Source organism: Cycloclasticus pugetii PS-1 (genome assembly GCF_000384415.1).
Lineage (GTDB): Bacteria > Pseudomonadota > Gammaproteobacteria > Methylococcales > Cycloclasticaceae > Cycloclasticus > Cycloclasticus pugetii.
The window spans coordinates 692762-716402 of record NZ_ARVU01000001.1 but is presented as its reverse complement, the minus strand read 5'-3'; the positions used below and the strand labels follow the sequence as shown (position 1 = coordinate 716402).

Annotated in this window: 18 protein-coding genes; 1 reads left to right on the top strand and 17 read right to left on the bottom strand. The window is 42.0% G+C overall.

Features of this window, described 5'->3' with window-relative positions:
* Position 1: 1 nt before the first annotated feature.
* A complete protein-coding gene (locus tag CYCPU_RS0103510; protein ID WP_016389679.1) occupies positions 2-1786 on the top strand; it encodes an acyl-CoA dehydrogenase C-terminal domain-containing protein in 1785 nt (594 codons plus the stop codon).
* A 63-nt stretch (positions 1787-1849) separates the two neighbouring features.
* On the opposite strand, the gene CYCPU_RS0103505 is transcribed toward CYCPU_RS0103510, so the two are convergent.
* The 17 genes from CYCPU_RS0103505 to smc all read right to left on the bottom strand — a co-directional run bounded on the left by CYCPU_RS0103505 (position 1850) and on the right by smc (position 23607).
* A complete protein-coding gene (locus CYCPU_RS0103505) occupies positions 1850-2113 on the bottom strand; it encodes a ComEA family DNA-binding protein (protein WP_020161940.1) in 264 nt (87 codons plus the stop codon).
* A 133-nt stretch (positions 2114-2246) separates the two neighbouring features.
* Positions 2247-3386 (bottom strand): lipopolysaccharide assembly protein LapB, encoded by a 1140-nt coding sequence (lapB, locus tag CYCPU_RS0103500; RefSeq protein WP_020161939.1) that lies wholly within the window; start codon positions 3384-3386, stop codon positions 2247-2249.
* Between the two features lie 4 nt (positions 3387-3390).
* Positions 3391-3681 carry a LapA family protein gene (locus CYCPU_RS0103495; protein WP_015005502.1) on the bottom strand — a complete coding sequence of 97 codons (291 nt, stop codon included), beginning with the start codon at positions 3679-3681 and terminating at the stop codon, positions 3391-3393.
* A gap of 120 nt (positions 3682-3801) precedes the next feature.
* On the bottom strand, positions 3802-4104 hold the full coding sequence (locus tag CYCPU_RS0103490; RefSeq protein WP_015005501.1) for an integration host factor subunit beta: 303 nt from the start codon (positions 4102-4104) through the stop codon (positions 3802-3804).
* 60 nt (positions 4105-4164) lie between these two features.
* Positions 4165-5832: a 30S ribosomal protein S1 gene (gene rpsA, locus CYCPU_RS0103485; protein ID WP_016389683.1), complete on the bottom strand. Its 1668-nt coding sequence runs from the start codon at positions 5830-5832 to the stop codon at positions 4165-4167.
* Between the two features lie 133 nt (positions 5833-5965).
* Complete coding sequence (cmk, locus tag CYCPU_RS0103480) at positions 5966-6640, bottom strand: (d)CMP kinase (RefSeq protein ID WP_020161938.1); 675 nt, start codon at positions 6638-6640, stop codon at positions 5966-5968.
* A complete protein-coding gene (gene aroA / locus CYCPU_RS0103475; protein WP_020161937.1) occupies positions 6637-7938 on the bottom strand; it encodes a 3-phosphoshikimate 1-carboxyvinyltransferase in 1302 nt (433 codons plus the stop codon). Before aroA ends, cmk begins: the two co-directional genes overlap by 4 nt.
* 6 nt (positions 7939-7944) lie before the next feature.
* Positions 7945-8814 carry a prephenate dehydrogenase gene (locus CYCPU_RS0103470; RefSeq protein ID WP_016389686.1) on the bottom strand — a complete coding sequence of 290 codons (870 nt, stop codon included), beginning with the start codon at positions 8812-8814 and terminating at the stop codon, positions 7945-7947.
* A gap of 1 nt (position 8815) precedes the next feature.
* On the bottom strand, positions 8816-9937 hold the full coding sequence (gene hisC, locus CYCPU_RS0103465; protein WP_020161936.1) for a histidinol-phosphate transaminase: 1122 nt from the start codon (positions 9935-9937) through the stop codon (positions 8816-8818).
* A 37-nt stretch (positions 9938-9974) separates the two neighbouring features.
* On the bottom strand, positions 9975-11057 hold the full coding sequence (gene pheA / locus CYCPU_RS0103460) for a prephenate dehydratase (protein ID WP_015005495.1): 1083 nt from the start codon (positions 11055-11057) through the stop codon (positions 9975-9977).
* 9 nt (positions 11058-11066) lie between these two features.
* Positions 11067-12230: a phosphoglycerate dehydrogenase gene (locus tag CYCPU_RS0103455; RefSeq protein ID WP_015005494.1), complete on the bottom strand. Its 1164-nt coding sequence runs from the start codon at positions 12228-12230 to the stop codon at positions 11067-11069.
* 32 nt (positions 12231-12262) lie between these two features.
* Positions 12263-13345, bottom strand: coding sequence for a 3-phosphoserine/phosphohydroxythreonine transaminase (gene serC / locus CYCPU_RS0103450; RefSeq protein ID WP_016389688.1), 1083 nt, complete (start codon positions 13343-13345; stop codon positions 12263-12265).
* A gap of 19 nt (positions 13346-13364) precedes the next feature.
* Positions 13365-15941, bottom strand: coding sequence for a DNA gyrase subunit A (gene gyrA / locus CYCPU_RS0103445; protein WP_020161935.1), 2577 nt, complete (start codon positions 15939-15941; stop codon positions 13365-13367).
* Between the two features lie 269 nt (positions 15942-16210).
* The gene (locus tag CYCPU_RS0103440) at positions 16211-17344 is read right to left on the bottom strand and encodes a GGDEF domain-containing protein (protein ID WP_015005491.1); all 1134 of its coding nucleotides are present in this window, start codon (positions 17342-17344) and stop codon (positions 16211-16213) included.
* 16 nt (positions 17345-17360) lie between these two features.
* Entirely contained in the window at positions 17361-19382 is a 2022-nt protein-coding gene (ligA, locus tag CYCPU_RS0103435; protein WP_015005490.1) for an NAD-dependent DNA ligase LigA, read from the bottom strand.
* Positions 19379-20074 (bottom strand): cell division protein ZipA C-terminal FtsZ-binding domain-containing protein, encoded by a 696-nt coding sequence (locus CYCPU_RS0103430; RefSeq protein ID WP_015005489.1) that lies wholly within the window; start codon positions 20072-20074, stop codon positions 19379-19381. Before CYCPU_RS0103430 ends, ligA begins: the two co-directional genes overlap by 4 nt.
* A gap of 32 nt (positions 20075-20106) precedes the next feature.
* Entirely contained in the window at positions 20107-23607 is a 3501-nt protein-coding gene (gene smc / locus CYCPU_RS0103425; RefSeq protein ID WP_020161934.1) for a chromosome segregation protein SMC, read from the bottom strand.
* Between the last annotated feature and the right edge of the window lie 34 nt (positions 23608-23641).

The window sequence follows — 23641 nt, the reverse complement described above, 5'->3', positions numbered from 1 at the left end:
CATGGCTACATTAAAAGCGCCGATTGACGACATTAAGTATCTAATAAATGAATTTTTAGAAACTGACGAACTCAGTAACATACCTACTTTCTCAGAGATGACGACAGACCTGACAGATGCTATTTTTGAACAGGCTGGAAAGGTGTCCGAAACATTATTATTTCCTTTAAATAAAGCGGGTGATGAACAAGGCTGCACATACCATGATGGCGTCGTTACAACGCCTGATGGTTTTAAAGAAGCCTATCAAGAAATGACAGCCTCTGGCTGGGGGAATTTAACCTGTGATCCTAAATACGGCGGACAGGGCTTACCTCATTATATTGCCAATGCCGTTGATGAAATGCTTATTTCAAGCAATATGTCATTCACCATGTACATGGGGTTAACTATTGGTGCCTATAACGCTATCGAAAAATTTGCCCACGAAGATTTAAAAGAAAAATTTCTATCTAATATGGTCTCCGGGCAATGGAGTGGCACAATGTGTTTAACAGAACCTCAATGTGGCACAGATTTAGGGCTTATTCGAACAAAAGCGGTTCCACAAAGTGAGGGTAATTATCACCTTTCCGGCAGTAAAATCTTTATTAGCGCTGGCGAGCATAACTTAACAGAAAACATAATACACCTAGTATTAGCAAGAACCCCAGATGCCCCTTCAGGAATCAAAGGAATTAGTTTGTTTTTAGTGCCCAAGTTCAACGTTCATGATGATGGAACCCTGGCAGAACTCAACGGTGTTTTTTGTAGCGGAATAGAACATAAAATGGGCATTAACGCCTCATCCACCTGCTCTATAGAGTTTGATAACGCGAAAGGTTTTCTTGTTGGCGAGCTAAACAAAGGGATGAAAGCGATGTTTGTTATGATGAACAGCGCTAGGCTCCATGTTGGTATTCAAGGCTTGGCCATTGCTCAAGCCTCTTATTGCAGTGCTAAAGATTACGCTAAAGAACGTCTTCAAGGCAGAGCTCTTAGTGGAGCAAAGTACCCCGAACAAGCTGCCGACCCACTGATCGTTCACCCTGACATTAGACGCATGCTGATGACAATGAAGGCTTACACAGAAGGTGCGCGAGCCTTAAGTAGCTGGTTATCTTACAAACTTGACCTATCCCAGCATGCTGATAACAAACAACAAAGGCAAGAAGCAGATGAGCTTGTTTCTTTATTAACACCGGTCTTTAAATCATTTCTTACTGATATTGGAGAAACAGTCACTAGCCTAGGTATACAAGTATACGGTGGCCATGGTTATATCCGTGAAAATGGAATGGAACAGTATTTACGAGATGCAAGAATTAGTAAAATTTATGAAGGTGCAAATGGTATTCAAGCGCTTGATTTAGTCGGTCGAAAATTACCCGAGCAAATGGGTAAATATTTACGGCATTTCTTTCACCCCATCTCTAACTTTCTTGAGCAATATGCTAACGATAAGCCGTTAACAGCCTATATATTACCCTTACAGAAATCATTTTCAAGGTTACAACAAGCAACTCTCTTTATTGCACAAAAAGGGTTATCAGACCCAGATGAAGCTGCTACCGCTGCTAGCGATTACCTAAATATGTTTGGTTTAGTCGCTCTTGGTTATATGTGGGCAAAAATGGCTGAACAAATCACCTATCGTAAAGGCGAAATGAGTGCCGATTTTTACGATGCAAAGCTCAAAACAGGCCTATTTTATATGCAACGCCTCTTGCCTCAAACAGGCTCTCTATTGTCTAACATCTTGGCTGGCTGTAATAGCACCATGAGCCTTAAGGAAGAGCAGTTTTAACCATCAAGGTATGAGCATAAAAAAGCCCTGAATTAACAGGGCTTTTTCACTCCATGAAAAGCTCTACATTACATCCAGTTGAATATTTTCACGATTTTTATCGACCGTAGACGCGCCTATACCTTTTATCTTAGTCAGTTCTTTCAGGCTTTTGAAGGCACCATTTTTTTCACGGTAATTAACAATCGCTTCTGCTTTAGCTGGGCCAACACCTTTAAGTTCTTTTGCAATATCATCGGCTTCCGCTGTGTTTATATTTACTGCCAATGCCATGAAAGAAAAGCAAAAACAACTTAATGAAACCAATAATATAATAATCTTTTTCATAAATATCCTTATTCATTCACGTTGATTAAACATCCTTATTCCATACAACCGTATTTACTTTCGTCTATTTAGATAGCCTACGTCTATACGTAAAACCTTAAAGTGTTATCGGTAAAGACTTACAGAATACCTTTTATATTTCGATCGGTTCAATAACCCCCCAGTCTTGGCAACTTGGACAACACCAATTTAAATCAACTGAAGTAAACCCACACTGTTTACATTGAAAATTTTGTACATCATTATCAAACTGTTTAATAATACTTTTTAAGAACTCAAGCTCGGTATTTTTATCCGGACGTGTAATCCCTGCATACAATTTCAAATAACTTTTCGACGGATGTTGACGTAACTTTTTATGCATGAAAGCAGATGCTTCTTCCAAGCCTTTGTGTTCCAACAGCACATCTAAAAAGCGACTGACAACAATGGTTGATTCATTGCTCTCTTGAAGTTCAGACAAGAAATCAAATTTTTGTTTTGATCGGCCTAGTCGGTCATAGCAGTTAAGTATTAAATCAATAAATACAGGCACAAACTTTCTATCTTGATCCATTATTTTTAACAATAATTTCAATGCTTGCTTATACTCACCTTTAGCCACCTCAATTTCCGCACTAATAATATTGACCCTGACACACAATGGATCGATTTTAAGCGCTTTTCTCAAGTGGCTTTTGATAATATCCGCATCCTCTTCAAAACGATACAATAGTGCTGCTTCACAGTGTAAATGGGACAGTAGTAAAGGTTGCTTTTTGAATTCGATTGATTCTAGTCTTGTCGCATAATCTATCGCTTTTAACCATTCTTTTTCTTGTTGAAAAATAGACAATAATTGTCGAACCGCATTAACTTCATGAAGCTCCATTTTTTCTAATTCAAGAAAAATATTCTCGGCTCGATCAAGTAGTCCGGCACGCATATAATCCAAACCGAGTTCATTTAAAATATTGGCTCGCGTATCTAGGCTAATTTGAGGCCTCGCAATAAGATTTTGATGTAGACGGATGGATTTTTCTACTTCACCGCGCTGACGAAATAACGTACCCAATGCAAGGTGCGTTTCTATGGTTTCATCATCCACTTCTAATAAATCAATAAAAACATCAATCGCCTTATCAGGCTGCTCATTTAACAAATAGTTGATGCCTTTAAAAAAGCCTTCATATTCGTTAGAAGGCTTTTTTAACTTCGCATTATAATGTCTAAATGCTACGTACCATCCACTGGCTGCTGCTACCGGTAGCAGCATTATTGCAAATTCAAACATTCAATTAATTTATCTGTTTAGCGGGGTATGTTCTTAAACTAGAAACTTCTTTTTTGGTAACTGCCGCTTCTTTTGACAATTTCGAGTAACGTTGTCGTAACATCAAATTACTCCAAATTTTTGAGCTTAACCCCAGCACGGCACCTAATATAAATGCTGACAGTAACGCAAAAGAGAGTGGCATCTCAAGCCAGCCATAGTAATAGTTAATTTTGATAGGCGCGGAGTTTAAAACCGATAGTACAAAGCCCACGACTAGAACAATCACGAAAACTAATAAATATATGAATTTCATACGCACCTTCTTAGCCTTTATATGTAGCTTATCAAACAATGTGTACTTGATTATAACAAGCTAAAATTATATTTAGTTCTTTTCTTCGAGCAAAAAAAAGCCCCTTAAAAGGGGCTTTTTTTATTTAATTCTGTAACTTTCTTTTGCATTATCTACCCGAGACCTTAGTTCTTTCCCCGGTTTAAAGTGAGGAACATACTTCCCTGATAAGGCAACCGATTCGCCATTTTTCGGATTTCTACCAATTCTTGGTGGACGATAGTGCAACGAAAAACTACCAAACCCTCTAATTTCAATTCTTTCACCAGAGGATAGCGCCCTACTCATTCTTTCTAAGATGCATTTTACAGCCAACTCAACATCTTTATAGGGCAGATGTACTTGCTGATCTGCTAATTTTTCAATTAATTCTGATTTTGTCACGTTATCACCTTAAGTAGACATTAGGCGGAATACATTATCCCGCCTAATGTTCGACTCTTTTTACTTATCTTCCATGGAGTTCTTAAAGATATCACCCAATGTCGGCGTGCTAGCATTTTGAGCAGAGTAGTCGCTCAATACTGCTTTCTCTTCATCATCATCTTTAGCTTTTACAGATAAATTAATGGTTTTGTTCTTACGATCAACCCCAATAAATTTAGCTTCAACCTCATCCCCTTCGGTCAGTAAGTTTCTAGCATCATCCACTCGGTCTCTATTAAGCTCTGAAGCACGTAAGTAGCCTTCAATACCTTCTGCTAATTGAATAACCGCGCCTTTCGCATCAACTTCTTTTACCGTTCCTTTGACAAGACTATTTTTATCATTCGATGCCAAGAACTCTTGGAAAGGATCCTGTTCTAACTGCTTAATGCCTAATGAGATTCTCTCACGCTCAGAGTCAATCGCTAGGATAACAGTTTCAATTTCCATTCCTTTTTTGTAATTTTGCAGGTCTTCTTCAGCTTTCTCATCCCAAGAAATATCAGACAAATGCACCAAACCGTCGATATCACCATCCAATCCAATAAAGACACCAAAGTCAGTAATAGACTTAATAAGACCTTTAATTTTGTCGCCTTTCTTATGAATCGCTGAGAAGTCTTCCCATGGGTTTCCTTTACATTGTTTCATACCCAATGAAATACGACGGCGAGTATCATCAATTTCAAGCACCATCACTTCAACTTCGTCACCTAATGATACGATTTTAGCTGGGTTAACATTTTTGTTAGTCCAATCCATTTCTGACACGTGAACAAGACCTTCGATGCCGTCTTCAATTTCAATAAAGCAACCGTAATCTGTTAAGTTTGTTACTTTACCACTCAGTTTAGAGTTAACTGGGTAACGGTCTAAAATATTAACCCAAGGATCTTCACCCAACTGTTTCATGCCAAGTGAAACACGTTTCTTCTCTTCGTCATAACGAAGCACAAGAACTTCAATATCCTGACCGATTTCGATCACTTCGGATGGGTGTTTAACACGCTTCCAAGCCATATCGGTAATATGTAATAAACCATCTACGCCGCCCAAATCGATAAATGCACCGTAATCGGTAAGATTTTTTACAACCCCTTTAAGGATAGCGCCTTCTTTCAAGTTTTCTAATAATGCTTCACGCTCTGCGCTGTATTCTGTTTCTAGAACTGCTCGACGAGAGACAACAACATTGTTACGTTTTTCATCTAATTTGATGACTTTAAACTCAAGGTCTTTGCCTTCTAAGAAGGTTGTATCTCTAAGTGGACGTACATCCACAAGTGATCCTGGTAAGAAGCCACTTAAACCACCTACTTCAACAGTAAAGCCACCACGTACTTTGCCAGTGATAACACCTGTTACTGTTTCTTTTTCTTCTGCTGCTTTTTCTAGGAATTTCCAGGCTGCAGCTTTTTTCGCCTTATCTCTCGATAATAGTGTTGAGCCTAAGCCGTCTTCCACCATATCCAATACAACTTCAACTTCATCGCCAATCGCAACCTCTAGCTCACCAGAGGCGTTAACAAACTGCCAACGTGGCACATTGCCTTCTGATTTCAGGTTTGCGTTAACAATAACTGAGTCGTTAGTAATATCCACTACTAAACCGGTGATCAGTGTGCCCGGTGTTAGTTCAGCGGACTTAATGCTTTCTTCAAATAGTTCTGCGAAATTTTCGCTCATGATGTTCTCTTTATAAATTTTTTAACGTCCTAAGACCTTAAAAAAGGGTTAAGTTAAAAAAAGGCTTGAGTCATTCGAGCTCAAACCACCTTTATTTCTCGGTAACGAGAGTACCCAAACTGTCGGATACGTTTTATTTGTTTTTCAGTAAATTTAGAACTTGCTGTACAACCTCTTCTATAGTGCAAAGAGATGAGTCTATGTAAACAGCATCTGTCGGCACTACCAACGGAGAAGTACGGCGATTTTTATCTCGCTCATCTCTTCGCTCAATATCTTGAATAACATCAGTCAGGTTAGCACTTATTCCTTTTTCAATCAACTGCTTATAACGCCTTTTTCCACGCTCGGCCGCGTTTGCTGTCAAATACACTTTGTGTGTCGCAGTTGGAAATACAACACTCCCCATATCTCTTCCATCGGCGACTAAGCCTGGCGGCTTCAAAAAAGATTGTTGCTTAGCTAACAACCCATCTCGCACTCTCTTAAATACCGCTATTTTTGAAGCAACATCCCCAACCTGTTCGGTTTGTAATTCATTCTGTACTTCTTGCCCGTTTAGCAAAACCGACCAGTTTCCCAGTTCTGTTCGCTTAAACTCTAATGCAATATCTCTAACCAAATCTGCAAGCGCGTCTTCATTCTTAAGATCCACTTTAGACCTGATCGCTGCTACACCGAGTGCGCGATATAGTGCACCACTATCCAAATAACGCCAGCCTAATTTTTCAGCAATACGCTTGGAAATAGACCCTTTTCCTGAACCACTTGGACCATCAATTGTTAAAACTGGAATTAAATTACTCATTTTGCCGCTAACTCAAAACCACATTGAGTCGCTAACTCAACAAAATTAGGGAAGGACGTCGCTACATTTTCGCAATTATTAATTTTAATAGCACCCCTTGACTGTAGACCAGCTACCGCAAACGCCATCGCGATTCGATGATCATCAAAACTCTCTACTTCTCCGCCTTGCACAGCCCCTCCATTAATAATCATACCATCGGCTGTAGCCTGGGCATCTACGCCTAATGTTTGTAAGCCATCAGCCATTGTTTGAATCCGATCACTCTCTTTTACACGCAACTCTTCGGCGCCCGTTACGATTGTTTGACCCTCAGCATAAGCAGCGGCAACAAAAATGACTGGAAACTCGTCTATGGCTAAAGCAACTAAATTTTCAGGTACTTCTATACCTTTTAATTGACAGCTTTTGACCCGTATGTCTGCTACTTTTTCTCCACCCACTACTTTTTCATTTAGTAACTTAATATCGGCGCCCATCTTTAATAAAATATCGATAATGCCTGTCCGTGTTGCATTCACGCCAACATGTTGGAGTGTAATATCTGAATTGGGTGTAATCGAGGCCGCCACAAGAAAAAATGCTGCCGAAGAAATATCACCCGGCACATCAATTGACATACCTTTTAGTGCCCCTCCCCCTTCTATTGCAACCACATTGCCTTCCGTTTTCAATGAGTAGCCGAAGCCCTTCAACATACGTTCTGTATGGTCCCTAGTAATTGCAGGCTCAATCACCTCTGTTGTCCCTTCTGCGTATAAACCCGCTAATAACAAACACGACTTCACTTGGGCGCTACCCATTGGCATCTTATATTGAATACCACGTAAGGGCGCGCCACCATGAATTTTTAAAGGTGATGTACCTGCATCAGTGCTTTCAACTGCTGCACCCATCAATGATAGTGGGTCTAAGACCCGACGCATTGGACGTTTGGTTAATGAATGATCACCTGTCAGCGTGCTGTCAAATTTTTGGCCAGCCAATATACCCGATAATAAGCGCATCGAGGTTCCTGAATTACCAACATATAAGTCTTCTTGCGGCGCTTTAAGCCCATGCAAACCGACTCCATTTATTCGTAGCCGACCTTCACCTAATTGTTCAATATCAACACCCATAAGTTGAAATGCTTTTAAGGTTGCCAAGGCATCTTCGGCTTCTAAAAAACCACTGACTTGCGTGACACCCTCTGCCAAGCTACCTAACATAATAGCGCGATGTGAAATTGATTTATCGCCAGGGACACGAAACTGCCCCTTTAGTCCCTGACTGAGGCTTGATAACATTGTATTCATTGAATTTTACTTTTTTTGAAGGCTTAAGAAATATTTCCGCGCACTTTGTGCTGATTTAAATATCTCTAATAAACCTTGTTTATCTTTTGCATCGATTAACGATGATATCTTCTGGTTAAGTTGCTCTAACTCTTTCATTACATTAAGTAACTCAGGCCCATTTGCTAGGCAGATGTCCGCCCACATTTCTGGGTCACTTGATGCAATACGTGTAAAATCTTTAAATCCACCGGCAGCGTATTCAAATATCTCACGTTCATCTTGTTTGTTTTTCAGCACTTCTACTAATGAGAACGCTAATACATGGGGTAAATGACTTGTCGCAGCAAACACTTCATCGTGATGCTGGGGACTCATTATAGACACCTCTGCACCCATTTTCTCCCACCATGTTTGACATAGGTCAGTGAGCTGCTGATCTGTCGACTCAGTGGGCGTAAGGATACTACGTTTTCCTTCAAATAAACGATCACTGGATGCTTCTACACCGTTATTTTCCGAGCCTGCAATCGGATGCGCTGGCACAAAGTTACTGGGCACCTCAGCAAAAACGCTTTCTAAAGCGTCTAAAACGCTAGCTTTTGTACTGCCAGCATCCGTATACAAGCACTCTTTTGACCATGTGGTTTTTAGTTGCTGGAAAATTGATTCAAAAGCCCCAACAGGTGAGCAAATAACGATAATATCAGCGTTTTTTGTCGCTAATGGAATGGACAGCTCATACCCATCAATAACACCTAATTCAACTGCTTTTTGTAAATGCTTCTCGCTTCGCCCTACGCCAATAACTTCTTCACATAAGTTGTTTTTCTTTGATGCCCTTGCAATAGAGCCGCCAATTAAGCCAACACCAATGATGCACATTTTCTTAAACATGCTAGATCACCTTCTTCAGCGCACTTAATAAAACCTCATTTTCTTCGGCTAAGCCAACTGATACTCTAAGATAGTCAGGCATGTTATACCCTGCTATAGGGCGTACAATGACCGCCTCATGCAGTAATTTCGTGTAAATATCTGCCGCTTTTTCACCGACATTTAGCGAGATAAAGTTTCCAGCAGAAGGGATATAGCTCAGCGCTAGTTTCTCAAAACCACTAGCGAGTTGTTGTAAGCCTTGTTTGTTTAATTCACGGCTTTTATCAATGTAGGCATCATCTTGTAACGCAGCCTCGGCAGCAACTAAGCCCAAAGAATTTACATTGAATGGGTGTCTCACCCTATTGAGCAAATCGGCAATATCCGGGTGACTGACCGCATAACCTATTCTCAGCCCAGCTAGCCCATATGCTTTTGAAAAAGTTCTGGTAATAATTAAATTTGGATAGCGCTGTAGCCAACGGGTTGTATCAACGACATTTTGTGGTTCCAAGTATTCGCAATATGCTTCATCAAGAACCACAATAATGTGCTTAGGTATTTTCTTTAAGAACTGCTCCAATTGGTCTGGCTCTATCCACGTTCCTGTGGGGTTATTTGGGTTAGCAATAAAAATAACTGACGTTTTTTCACTAACTAACTTCCCCATCGCCTCAAGATCGTGCCCATAAGCCTCAAGCTCATCAGGCAAACGGGCTTTAGCGACTCGTGCAGTAGCACCTACAGATTGCGTAGCTATGGAGTACACAACAAACGCATATTCAGAGTAGATACATTCTCGCCCCATGCTTAAGAACACCCGAGCAATAACATCTAGAACATCGTTTGAACCATTACCCAGTGTAATCATATCAGCGTTTACACCGAGTTTTTCTGACAAGGCTTTTTTTAAATAAAAACCGTTGCCATCAGGGTACATTGAAATATCATTCAACGAGTTCTGTATCGCTTTTTTAACCCTCTCACTTGGGCCCAAGGGGTTTTCATTTGAGGCTAACTTAATAATATTATCAAGTCCCAGCTCACGCTGTAATTCATCAATAGGCTTCCCGGGCTGATAGGGGAACAGGCCATTAATAGGCTCAAACGCCAAATCACAAAAATTATTTTTTATAGACATTATTATTATTGCTTTCCGGCAACCCTTTGCTTTATTTTTAAATAACCGCTTTGGGATAAGAGCCCAATACTTTTAATAGATTCACATTAGGCAGCAATTCTTGTAATACTGTGGACACTTTTTCATCGTCTTGATGACCATCAATATCAACAAAGAATACATAGTCCCAAGCTGCTTGCCTTGACGGTCTAGATTCTATTTTATTTAGACTAATACCTGCATATGCAAACGGTGCTAATACACTTTGCAAAGCACCAGCAATGTTCTTTGTAGAAATCATCATGCTGGTCTTATCATCGCCACTTGGTGGTACTTCTTGCTGACCGATGACCAAGAACCGTGTTGTATTATTTGGCTCATCTTCAATATTGCTGGCCAACATATTTAATTGGTATAAATCAGATGCTATTTCACCCGCAATCGCCGCAGCCCCTTCTTCACTCGCAAGCCTTGCCGCTTCAGCATTACTGCTTACCGCTATAGTTTCTACGCCGGGTAAATGCGACATAAGCCACTGCCGGCATTGCGCTAAGGATTGTTGGTGCGAATAAACCACCTTAACTTGGTCTAGTGCTTCTACATTGGTCAACAAATGATGATGAATCCTTAACGCTACTTCTCCGCAAATCTGTAAGGCTGAATTCATGAAAATGTCTAGCGTATGACTAATCACACCTTCTGTAGAATTTTCAACCGGCACCACACCATAGTGAGCCTCTCCATTTTCCACCTCATGAAAAATATCAGCAATGGTCGCCGTCTCAACAGTGCGTACAGCATGTCCAAAATGTTTTAAGGCAGCTTCTTGCGTAAAGGTGCCTGACGGACCAAGGTAAGCCACCGTCAGCGGCTTTTCCAGCGCCAAACACGATGACATTAATTCACGATAAATTCGTGCCACATGCTCATCTTTTAAAGGCCCTGGGTTTTGCTCCTTAACACGCCTTAAGACCGAAGCCTCACGGTCTGGACGATAAAAATCTACCGTTTCTCCTTCACGTAACTTTACTGCCGCAACCGCTTTTGCCAAATCAGCTCGCTGATTAAACAGGGTTAATAATTGACTATCTAGCTCATCGATAGCGCCTCTTAACTCAGATAATGAATCATTAACACCCATGCTCACCTCTTAAATCGTTCTAACAGATAGAACACCATCAATGGCTTTAATTTGATCAACGACGTCTTTTGTAATTTCTGTATCCACATCTAATAAGGTATACGCCAAGTCGCCTCTCGATTTATTCAATAAATCTAAGATGTTATGACCTGTTTCCGCAAGAATACTCGAAATTTGCCCAACCATATTAGGTACATTAGAATTTGCAATAGCCATACGGTAACCACTCACTCGTGGCATCTTGACTTGTGGAAAATTCACCGAGTTTTTGATATTTCCATTTTCTAGGAAATCCTTTAATTGATCAGCAATCATAATTGCACAATTTTCTTCAGCTTCCCCTGTAGAAGCCCCAAGATGTGGCAAGGTAATGACACGCGGGTGATCTTTTAATAGGTTACTTGGAAAATCACAAATGTATGAATACAGCTTACCGGCATTTAACGCTTCAACAACGTCTTCATCATTTACAATTCCGTTGCGAGAAAAATTCAAAATAATCGCATTATCATTCATCGTGTTAATACGACGTGCATTAATGAGGTTCTTTGTTCCCTCATTAAACGGCACGTGGATCGTCACAAAATCAGACTTTGCTAACAACTCATCGACTGTATTTGCAGATTCAATAGATGATGATAGCTGCCACGCACGCTCAACAGTCAACGCTGGGTCATATCCTACAACGTTCATGCCTAAATCTCGCGCCATATTCGCCACGGATGTGCCAATCGCACCTAAGCCAATAACGCCTAATGTACGACCTGGTAATTCAAAGCCTACAAATTTTTTCTTAACTTGCTCTACTTCTTTACTAATGGACTCGTCATCGCCTGTAAGGTTTTTTGCACATTCCCACGCCTGACATATATTTCGGCAACCTAAAAGCATACCTGTTAAAACTAATTCTTTTACCGCATTTGCATTAGCGCCTGGTGCATTAAACACAGGAACACCTCGTGCACTCATTTTCTCAATGGGTATATTATTAACACCGGCACCGGCTCGTCCAATTGCTAAAACACTTTCAGGTATATCTACATTATGCAGCTTTAAAGAACGCAGCATATAAGCATCTGGGTTTTGAATTTCAGAGGCCACTTCATAGGTCTCTCTTGGAAATTTCTCAAGGCCTTTTACAGAAATGTTGTTCAATGTTTGTATTTTGTACATGTTTACTAACCTATAAATTATTAACTGTTTGTCTATGCCTTTGTTCTTTCAAACTCAGCCATCATACTGATCAATGCATCAACCCCTTCTTCTGGCATTGCATTATAAATGCTGGCACGCATACCCCCTACTGATCGATGACCCTTTAAAGTGACTAGGCCAGCTGATTTAGCTTCACTTAAAAATAAGCCTTCTAATTCAGCATTTGCCAAGGTAAATGGAATATTCATTCTTGATCGTGAGGTCAACTCGACAGGGTTTGCATAAAAATCTGAGTTATCAATCGCAGCATAAAGTTTTTCAGCCTTACGAACATTTTGTGCTTCTATCGCTGACACACCGCCTTGCTCTTTTATCCACTCAAACACTAAGCCCATTAAGTACCAGCTGTAGGTGGCAGGTGTATTAAACATTGACCCTGCATCTGCATGATTTTTATAATCCATCATGGACGGCGAACCGGCTTTCACATTGCCAATCAAGTCTTCACGCACTATTGTAAGCGCTATACCCGATGGCCCCATATTCTTCTGACCGCCAGCATAAATGACACCAAACTTACTGACATCAAACTCTCTAGATAAAATATTTGATGACATGTCCGCAACCAAATCTATATCACCTACATCGGGTATAGAGTGAAATTCAACACCACCAATGGTTTCATTACTGGTGTAATGCAAGTAGGCCGCATTTTGATCAACATCCCAACTGTCTACTGCTGGGATTGTAGTGAAGTTAGTCGATTCTGAGCTGGCCGAAATGTGCACATTGCTATGAATTTTAGCTTCTTTAATGGCTTTTTTAGACCAAGCACCTGTATTGACATAACAGGTTTTATCTTTACCGCGAAGTAAATTCATCGGCACCATTGAAAATTGGGTTGTTGCACCACCTTGTAAAAATAGAACCTTATAGTTCTCAGGAACGTTCATTAGTTCTCGAACATCGGCTTCTGCTTTTTCTGCAATTGAAATAAAGTCTTTACCACGGTGACTCATTTCCATAACAGACATACCCGAGTCATGCCACTCAAGCATTTCTTGTTGGGCTTTTTTCAATACGTCTACAGGTACTGCAGCCGGGCCGGCACTGAAATTATATACACGGGACATCTAACTCTCCTTAAAACAATTAATCTGTAATTTCTTCATCAAGGGCGACTTCTTCACCCTCTTCATCATCTAAGCTAGCAATACGATCTAAACCGATGACTTTTTCATTCTTAGCGGGACGAATAACACGAACACCTTGTGTATTTCTCCCTAAAATTGATATTTCACTGGTTCGCGTTCTAACCAATGTACCGCCATCGGTGATCAGCATTAGCTCGTCGCTTTCATCTACCAAGACAGCACCGACCAACGCACCATTACGTTCACTGGTTTGCATTGCTATAACCCCTTGCCCACCTCGCTTATGAATCGGATACTCTTCAATTTTTGTGCGCTTACCGTAACCATTTTGGGTTAATGTTAAAACAGTGCCTGGTTCTGAAATAATCAATGAAATAATATGTTCTTCATCTTTTAAACGCATACCCCGAACACCACTTGCTGTACGTCCCATCACCCGAACATCTGCCTCTTTAAAACTAGCTACCTTGCCTGAGCTAGCAAATAACATAACGTCTTTTTCGCCATCGGTGACTGCAACGCCAACTAAGGTATCGTCATCACGCAAATCAATAGCAATTTTGCCGTTCGCACGTGGTTTTTCAAACTCTTTAATATGGGTCTTTTTAACCGTGCCCGATTCAGTAGCCATGAAAATATATTCATCTTCATTGAACTCACGAATTGGCAAAATAGCGTTAATACGTTCGTCACTGTCTAGCGGCAGCAAATTGACAATCGGTTTACCTCTCGCAACCCTACTGGCCACCGGCAAATTGAACACGCGCAACCAATAGACTTTCCCTTTACTCGAGAAACATAAAACTGTGTCATGTGTGTTGGCAATAAACAGCTTATCAATAAAGTCTTCATTCTTTGTGTTTGCGGCTGTTTTACCCTTTCCACCACGACGTTGCGCAGTATATGAAGTAAGCGGCTGTGATTTCACATAACCCTCATGCGACAAAGTCACCACCATATCTTCTTCGGTAATTAAATCTTCTGCCGTGAGGTTTAAAAACTTATCAACAATTTCTGTTCTACGCTCTTCTTTATATTCTTCTATCAGTGTTTTCAGCTCTTCACTGATCACTGACATCAAGCGATCCCTGTTCGCCAAAATATCTAAAAGGTCATCAATTACAACAAGAAGATCTTTATATTCTTGAAGAATCTTATCTTGCTCAAGCCCTGTCAAACGGTGCAGGCGCAACTCTAAAATAGCCTGCGCTTGCGCAGGAGACAAATGATAACGCCCATCAACAATGCCATATTGCTCTTCAAGCTTATCTGGGCGAGAACGGCTTGAGTCTGCTTTTGATAATAAGTCAGCTACTAAACCAGGCTCCCAAGCTGCTCCCAGCAAGCTCACCTTTGCTTCGGCAGGGGTCTTTGCTGCCTTAATCATCGCGATCATTTCATCAATGTTCGACAACGCAATCGCTAACCCTTCTAGGGTATGAGCACGCTCACGCGCTTTACGTAAGTCATAAATTGTTCTGCGCGTTACGACTTCACGTCGATGATCAATAAACGCATTAAGGATTTGCTTAAGGTTCAAACATTTAGGGCGACCATCGATCAGCGCCACCATGTTAATACCGAACACATTCTGAAGTTGCGTGTGTTGATATAAATTATTGATAATCACTTCAGGCACTTCGCCACGTTTAAGCTCTATCACCATACGCATGCCGTCTTTATCTGACTCATCACGCAGGCCTGAAATACCTTCTAGCTTGCCATCTTTAACAAGATGAGCAATTTTCTCCATCAAGCGTGCTTTATTTACTTGATACGGCAATTCAGTGACGATAATAGACAGCTTACTATTTGAACTTTCTTCGCCTTCAACATGGTAACGCGCACGTAGGTAAATTTTACCGCGGCCTGTTTGGTAAGCTTCGCGAATACCGGTGGCACCATTGATAATACCTGCCGTTGGAAAATCAGGCCCTGGAATATATTCCAGCAATTGATCAATGGTTGTTTCAGGCTCCTCAATCAAACGCAGACATGCTGAGGTTACTTCCGCAAGATTATGTGGCGGAATATTCGTCGCCATGCCCACCGCTATACCAGACGAACCATTAATGAGCAGTAAAGGAGCACGCGCAGGCAACACACTGGGTTCGTGCTCTGATTCATCGTAGTTAGCAGTAAAATCAACTGTTTCCTTATCTAGGTCAGTTAACATTTCATGCGACAACTTTGACATTCTGATTTCGGTATACCGCATCGCCGCTGCAGAATCACCATCAACTGAACCAAAGTTACCCTGACCATCCACCAACATATGACGCATAGAAAAAGGCTGCGCCATCCGAACGATGGTGTCATACACAGCGGTATCACCATGAGGGTGATATTTACCAATAACATCCCCAACAATACGGGCGGATTTCTTATAAGGTTTATTCCAATCGTTGTTCAACACATTCATTGCGTACAACACCCTACGGTGCACTGGCTTTAAGCCATCACGTACATCTGGCAAGGCTCTCCCAACAATAACACTCATCGCGTAGTCTAAATAAGACTGGCGCATCTCATCTTCAATATTGACGGGGATCGTTTCTTTTACAAGCTCAGACATGTATCGGTATCTCCTAGGATGCCAAATAATTCAAAAAAACATTAAGAAAGCGATAAAAATATACTTCACATCAGCTTTTTATCGCCAAAAAATTTATGCTAAATAAAGCCGAAATTATACCCGAAAAACGGTGCTCTTGATAACTTTGTTTGCCCGCACAAAACAATGCTCCTAAGCTTTCGCCATTACATCGCCATTACATCGCCATAAAATATGACCTAAAGAAGCCGCTACGCCCTATACTGAACCATAGAAACAAACCCAGCGTGCTACTCGGCTCTTTTATCAACAACTGAGCACGACTTTACTTCTCCACCACTGCGCACGAGATTACGCCCAGATTTTTTTGCCTGATACAAAGCCTTATCGGCAACATCTATTAACTGACTAGCCCCCAAAGGCTTAGATACCCCTGGTTCTGCAACAACAAACGTTGAAACACCAATTGAAACGGTCAGCGCTAGTGAACTTTCGCCGGCCATTTCTATTGAGGCATTAGCAACCGACTGCCGCATCCTTTCTGCTACTTCAATACCCTTCTTCTCAGAGGCAGTTGGCAATATCGCCACAAACTCTTCACCACCATAACGCGCCAGAATGTCATTTGCTCGCAATTGACCACGTAATGTCTCCGCCACGTGTCGAAGCGCCAGATCACCTACTTGATGCCCAAAGTTATCGTTCACCGCCTTAAAAAAGTCTATATCAATAAACAAACACGACAGACTATCACCCGTTCTTAAGCAGCGAAGCATCTCTTCATCCATCCGTTGTTCAAAGAACCGCCTATTATTCACCCCTGTCAGCGTATCAAATAGGCTAGTGCGCCTGAGCTGTTCATAATTCAGCGTGTTTTCCATGCACACGCTCATCACCTTACCTAGACGCTCCAAAAAATATGTCGCCATTTCTACTTGAAAACGTCCCTCATCTTCACTACCAAACACCATACAGCCCAGATAAATACCACGCCGCACAAGAGGAATAATCGCTACTGTCTTTGGCGCTGTTTTATTAGCTGGCCAAAAAACCTGGGGTAGGACATCATTAGCAGCGCCTAGCAAAATTCGTTGAGACAAACCCAGCTCATCTTTAAACACCCCTCCCTTAGATAAAAAAATAATATTCGGGTATTCATCAAACCTAAAACCATCCTCGGTAAGAAACTGCTTTATCTCATCATCTTCATCTGCGAGCACCAACGATAAAGAGTCGAGATTAAAGGCTAACTGGGCATCGTCGTTAATATGCTCAATTAATTCACGTAAAGAATTCAGTGACAATAAACGCATTTCCAAGTCTTGAAAACGTTTCAACATTTCCTCATTCTTTTGCGCACGCGAAATCATGCCATCCATATGGCTTTGTAACACGCAAACTTGCGTTTCTAAATCGGCATCCATAGCGTTACAGTTATATTCAGTCCTTTGCTATTAGCTTTATTAAATCGTCTTCTGATAATACCGTCACCCCTAGCGACTGGGCTTTTTTCAACTTTGAACCAGCATCCTCCCCGGCAACAACATAATCGGTTTTTTTCGAGACGCTTCCAGTCACTTTTGCACCCAATAATTGCAAGGCTTCTTTCGCTTCAATACGCCCCATCGTCGACAATGTACCGGTCAACACAAAGACTTTACCTGATAAAGCCTGATCATCTTGGGGAACTGCTTCAACATTGGGCCAACTAACCCCTAAGTTTTTCAAGCTCGCTATTACCTCACGGTTATGCGCCAACTCAAAGAAAGCCACGATATGTTGTGCAACAATAGGCCCAACATCAGGCACCTTCTCCAACTCTTCAACAGTGGCACTCTGTATCACATCCAGCTGTCCAAAATAGCTCGATAAGCTTGCCGCAGTCACCTCGCCTACTTCTCGAATACCCAACGCATACAGAAACTTCGGCAGGGTCGTTACCTTGCTTTTTTCAAGTGCCGCGATAATATTACTGGCAGACTTATCGGCCATTCGCTCCAAACTCGACAACTGCTCGTGAGTTAATCGATACAAATCAGCCGGCGTTTTAACTAAATCCTGAGCGACTAATTGCTCAATAATCTTGTCACCCAACCCATCTATATCCATCGCCTTACGTGAGGCAAAATGCTTGATCGACTCTTTCACTTGAGCACGACAAAACAAGCCAGCTGGACAACGTGCGATCGCCTCTCCCTCGGCGCGCTCCACTGTTGACCCGCACACAGGACAAGACACTGGCATTTCAAAAAGCTGCGATGCAGGCTTTCTCTTTTCCAATACAACAGAAACAATTTCTGGAATCACATCGCCGGCACGCCTGACAATCACCGTATCACCCACACGAACATCTTTCCTGCGCATTTCACCTTCGTTATGTAACGTGACATTCGTAACGGTAACCCCACCAACAAAAACAGGTGCCAATCGAGCAACCGGCGTAATGGCTCCTGTTCTACCCACTTGCACATCAATCCCTATTACTTCGGTCATTTTTTCTTGTGCTGGAAATTTACGTGCTATTGCCCAACGCGGCGCTCTTGACACAAAACCAATGGCTTTCTGCAAGGCAAAATCGTTAACTTTATAAACGACCCCGTCAATCTCATAAGGTAATAGCGCTCTTTTTTGCGCCAACACTTGATAGGCTTGGTGACATTGCTGCATGCCCCTTGCTGTCGTCACCTGATCACTCACTGGCAAACCCCATGTAGCCAACAGCTGAAACAGCGCCTGTTGTGTCTGCGGTAGCTCGTAACCCTCTACCACCCCAATACCATAGCTATAAAAAGCCAGTGGACGGGTTGCTGTTATTTTTGAATCTAGCTGCCTCAAACTACCTGCAGCGGCATTTCTTGGATTAGCAAAAGGCTTTTCACCTAACGCCAATGCCTGTTGATTCAGCTGCTGAAAACCAGACAACGGCATAAACACTTCACCCCTGACCTCTAGCCTCAATGGTAGATTGTCGCCTTTTAAACTGAGTGGAATGGCACCAATAGTTTTAACATTTTCGGTAACGTCTTCGCCTCGTTTACCATCCCCTCTTGTTGCAGCACGTACTAACACACCGTCCGCATACAACAAAGAAATAGCTAAGCCATCCAATTTCGGCTCGACAAGGTATTCGATATCTTCAAACCCGTCAGCTCGCTCTCGCACTCGCTTATCAAATGCCTCAAACTCATCATCGTCAAAGGCATTATCTAATGACAGCATCGGCACCGCATGCTCTACCTGCTGAAATGAGTCTAACGGAGCTGAACCGACGCGCTGCGTCGGCGAATCATCACTCATTAGCTCTGGGTTTTCAGCCTCTAATAACTGAAGCTCTCGCAATAAGGCATCGTAATCGGCATCAGGAATTTTTGGTGCGTCGTACTGATAATAATTCTGGTTATGTTGATTTATCTCTTCACGTAGCGTCTGCACACGTCGCTTAACATCGTCATGCATTGTCATAAATTAGAAAGCTGTGACTGAATATTCATAATGTTATCTGGTCTCAACTCGTTCATTTCAGCATCGACCAATCTCGCCTCTAGGCGCTGACTTAATTCACGCGCCACATTCAACATATTTTCAAACGCTTCACTTGGTTGCGCGACATCACTGACTTGAAAAAACAATATGATCCCTGTTGATTCAAACTCAGTCATATTACCCACAGGAAAAGTGCCTGGCTCTAATATATTTGCCACGTGAAACTGTTGCGCCTCAACACCATCATGTCGCTGGTAATAATGGAAAATCCCCATATCACCGAACTCAAGACCTAAGGCTGTAAACGCATCTATCAAAGCTGTACCCAATAACGAGCCGCCACTGTGAGGCAAAACAACCAGTTGAATGACCAATGCCTGCTCTGCCACTGGCACATCCTCCACTGGATCAACGGGTGAAGGGTCTGACTCTTGCGCTTCAGGCACGTCCACATGCTCATGAATGGTCGGGGCCTGCTGTTCGTCCAATACCGCAGAAAAGGACGGCTCACCACCTATCACCGGATCCACTCGCTCATCAAATGCCGAGTCATCTAGCTCTTCTTGTTGAACGGTCGCTTTCTTTTTTTCTAGCACGTCATAAAAATATATCCCCAACAATATGACCATACCCACTAAGAGCAATATTAACCTTAACGAGTTTTCTTCCATTTTCTATCCTTAAAAATTCGTTTATTTAGCGTTTAACCAGTTGCCATTTTAGCGGCTTCTTCCAAATCAACGGTAACCAATCTCGATACGCCCGGTTCTTTCATGGTGACCCCAGCTAGCTGCTGAGCCATTTCCATCGTTGATTTATTATGTGTAATCAAAATCATTTGAACATTATCTGACATTTCTTTAACCAGTTCAGCAAAACGACCAACATTTGCCTCATCTAATGGCGCATCCACTTCATCTAGCATACAAAAAGGCGATGGGTTTAAATCAAAGATTGAAAAGACTAAGGCCACGGCCGTCAGTGCCTTTTCGCCACCTGACAACAAATGGATTGAGCTATTACGTTTGCCCGGTGGCCTCGCCATTACCGTTACGCCGGTTTCCAACAAATCTTCGCCTGTTTGCTGCAAATACGCATGCCCACCACCAAATAGTTTTGGGAACCGTTTTTCAAAACCTGCATTTACTTTGTCAAACGTTTCTTTAAAAAGCGCTTTGCTTTCTCGGTCAATTTTATCAATCGCTTCTTCCAAAATCCTCAACGACTCGGTCAAATCAAGCTGCTGATCATTTAAGTACTGCTTTCTTTCCGACTGTGTTTCATACTCTTCAATTGCCGTCAGGTTGATTAGCCCCAAACCATTTATTTTTTCAGCAAGCGCATCCACCTGCTCTTGCCAATGAGTCTCATTTGCATCCTTGGGCATCTCATTCAATGTGTCAGCCAACTCAACGCCCGATGATTCAAGCTGCTCAATTAAGGTTTGTTTTCGCACCAAGATAGCCTGATGTTCTATTTTTGCGGCAGACATGTTGTCCCTTGCCTGTTGCACTAGTTGCTCAAATTCATGACGCGTTGTTTCCAAGCTTCTAATTGTTTGTTCTGTTGATTCAGCCGTAGTCCTGACCTCTACAAGACGTTTTTCAATAGCAACTCGATTTTTAAGTAGATCAGCCAAAGTCACTTCCTTTTCTTCTATTGGCTCATCGCTCATGGTTAATTGAGCCTGCAATTCTGCCACTTTTTCTTTTGCATGAAGCAAACGCTCGTTAACCATCTCAGCATTTTGAACAATCAACGCTTGTGATGAACGTTGCGCTTCGATCTTTAACATCAATGAATGCACTCGTTCACGCGAACTATGCACTTGTTGCTTTACCCTATCTAAGAGGTCTTTTTTAACTGAACGTTCTTTTTGTAATGCAGCACGCTGTGTTTCTATTTGTGCTGATTGACCAATGGCCTGCTCCAATACGCGTTTACTTTCTGTTAAACGCTCTTGATCGGTCGCTTGGTTCTCAACGAGCTGATTAATATCAACCTCTAGCTCTGCCAGCCTTTGCGTCGCCATCTCCAGTTTTGAACGCTGTTCATTTATCTGCATCCACAACTGCGACACTTGCCTCACTGCATTGCCTTCTTGTTGGCGCAACTCAATACCTTGCTTCTCGAGCTCAGACACCTCGTCTCGAGCCTTTATTAACCAACCTTCTTTATCTAAAACATTAGTCGACACCACGTGCAATTGTTGCGTTAACTCTTTTTTCTCTTTTTCTAGCGCCAAGGCACTATCTTTTTGCGCATTATGCTGAAAATAAATACTATCCACATGCAGCCAAACACACCCTTTAGTAATAACTGATTCATGCTCTTTTAATTCATTCATTAAGGCTTTTGCCTGCTCCAGCGTTTCAGCAAAATGAACATTTTTCAGCAAAGCCATTGCGGGTAAATCAGAGGTAATCAGGTTCGCTAACGACGTTTTACAAGGTAATTGTTGAGACTTAACCGTTGTATCAAAGAATGTTAAGCCATCAACTGGGTATTGCATGCCAGCATCAACGACAGCATCCATACCCTCAGTACAAATTGCCTGTAACCTTACCCCCAAGACTGTTTCTATTGCTTTTTCCCAGCCAGTTACCACGTCTATTTTCTCAATTAACTTAGGTGCTTGCGCTAAGCCTAGGCCCTTTAACCACTGCCTTTCCGTTTCATCTGGCTCACCTAAACTAGAGCGCTGCAAGACAGTTATTGATTCAACCCTTGCCGTTAAACGTGACTTTTCAGCACGCAAGTCGGCTAAAAGCTCACTTTCTTGATGAATTAACGACTGCATGCTAGCCATTTTTTCGCGATTCTCTTGCACTGCCGATTGACTCTTTTGTTGCTGAGATTCGGACAGAGCATGTTGTTTTTCAAGGTCGCTTAAGTCAACACGTTCCAAAGCTTCCTGAAGTGTTTTTTGCTCGTTTGTAAACTTAGATAATTGTTTCGACGCTTGCAAAAGTTGCCTATCAAGCTGAGCTATTTTAGCGTTTTCTACATCAATGCTTCTTTTAGGCTCGGCTACTCGATAAGTAAATTCATCCCATGATTGCTGCCAATCTGCCATTGCTTGTTCTTGATCAGCTAGCGTTTTATTCGCTGTTTCTAACCGTTGCTTTACCTCAACCAGTTCAGCTTCACTTTTCTTAATGGCATCATTTGTTTCTGCCAATTTTCTATCACCTTCGTCTTGCTCTTGTGTCGACAGCGTCAGCAATTTGCTAACATTTTCCAATTCTGACTCATGCTGCTTTTTTAAGCTTTGTTGGTGTTGCAGGGCTTGTTCAACCTTGGCGATCTCTGACCCGGTCGCATAAAACTCTGCCTGAACTTCGCCGAGCTGTTTCTGCTGCAGACTATGCTGCTCACGTTGCTGCTCTATATTTTTTTCCAGCTCTCGCTGTGCGGCTAGCGTCTGCTCCACTTTTAATTCAAGCAATTTAATGGCTTTAAGCTGCCCCTCATCTTGCTCATCAAGCCGCTGCCAACGTAATGCCAATAACTGCGCTTTAAATTGGCGCTCTTCTGCTTTTAAGAGCTTGTAACGTTCGGCCGTAGTGGCCTGACGCTTTAAATGACGACATTGCTTTTCAATCTCATCACAAAGATCAGCGATACGCTCCAAATTTTCTCGGGTACGGCGCATTCTATTTTCAGTATCACGACGTCGCTCTTTATATTTCGAGATGCCGGCCGCTTCTTCAAGGAACACACGCAGTTCATCTGGTTTCGCTTCTACCAAGCGTGAAATGGTACCTTGTTCAATAATTGCGTAACTACGTGGCCCGAGCCCAGTACCCAGAAATAAATCTGTAATATCCTTGCGCCGACAGCGCGTGCCATTTAAAAAGTATACCGATTGCCCTTCCCGGTTCACTTGTCGCCGCAAGGATATTTGTTGATAGCCAGCAAATTCACCTGTTATGGTGGCATCGGTATTATCAAAAATAAGTTCGACAAATGCTTGGCCAACCGGTTTACGCGTTGTTGAACCGTTAAAAACCACATCAGCCATTTGGTCACCACGCAGATGCTTTGCTGAACTTTCACCAAGCACCCACCTAACGGCATCAATCACATTTGATTTACCACAACCATTAGGCCCAACAATACCGACCAAATCACTAGAAAAAGGAATGGTCGTTGGATCAACAAATGATTTAAAACCGGATAGTTTTATTTTTTCCAAGCGCATCGAATAACAATACAGGAATGTACTTTTTTCACAA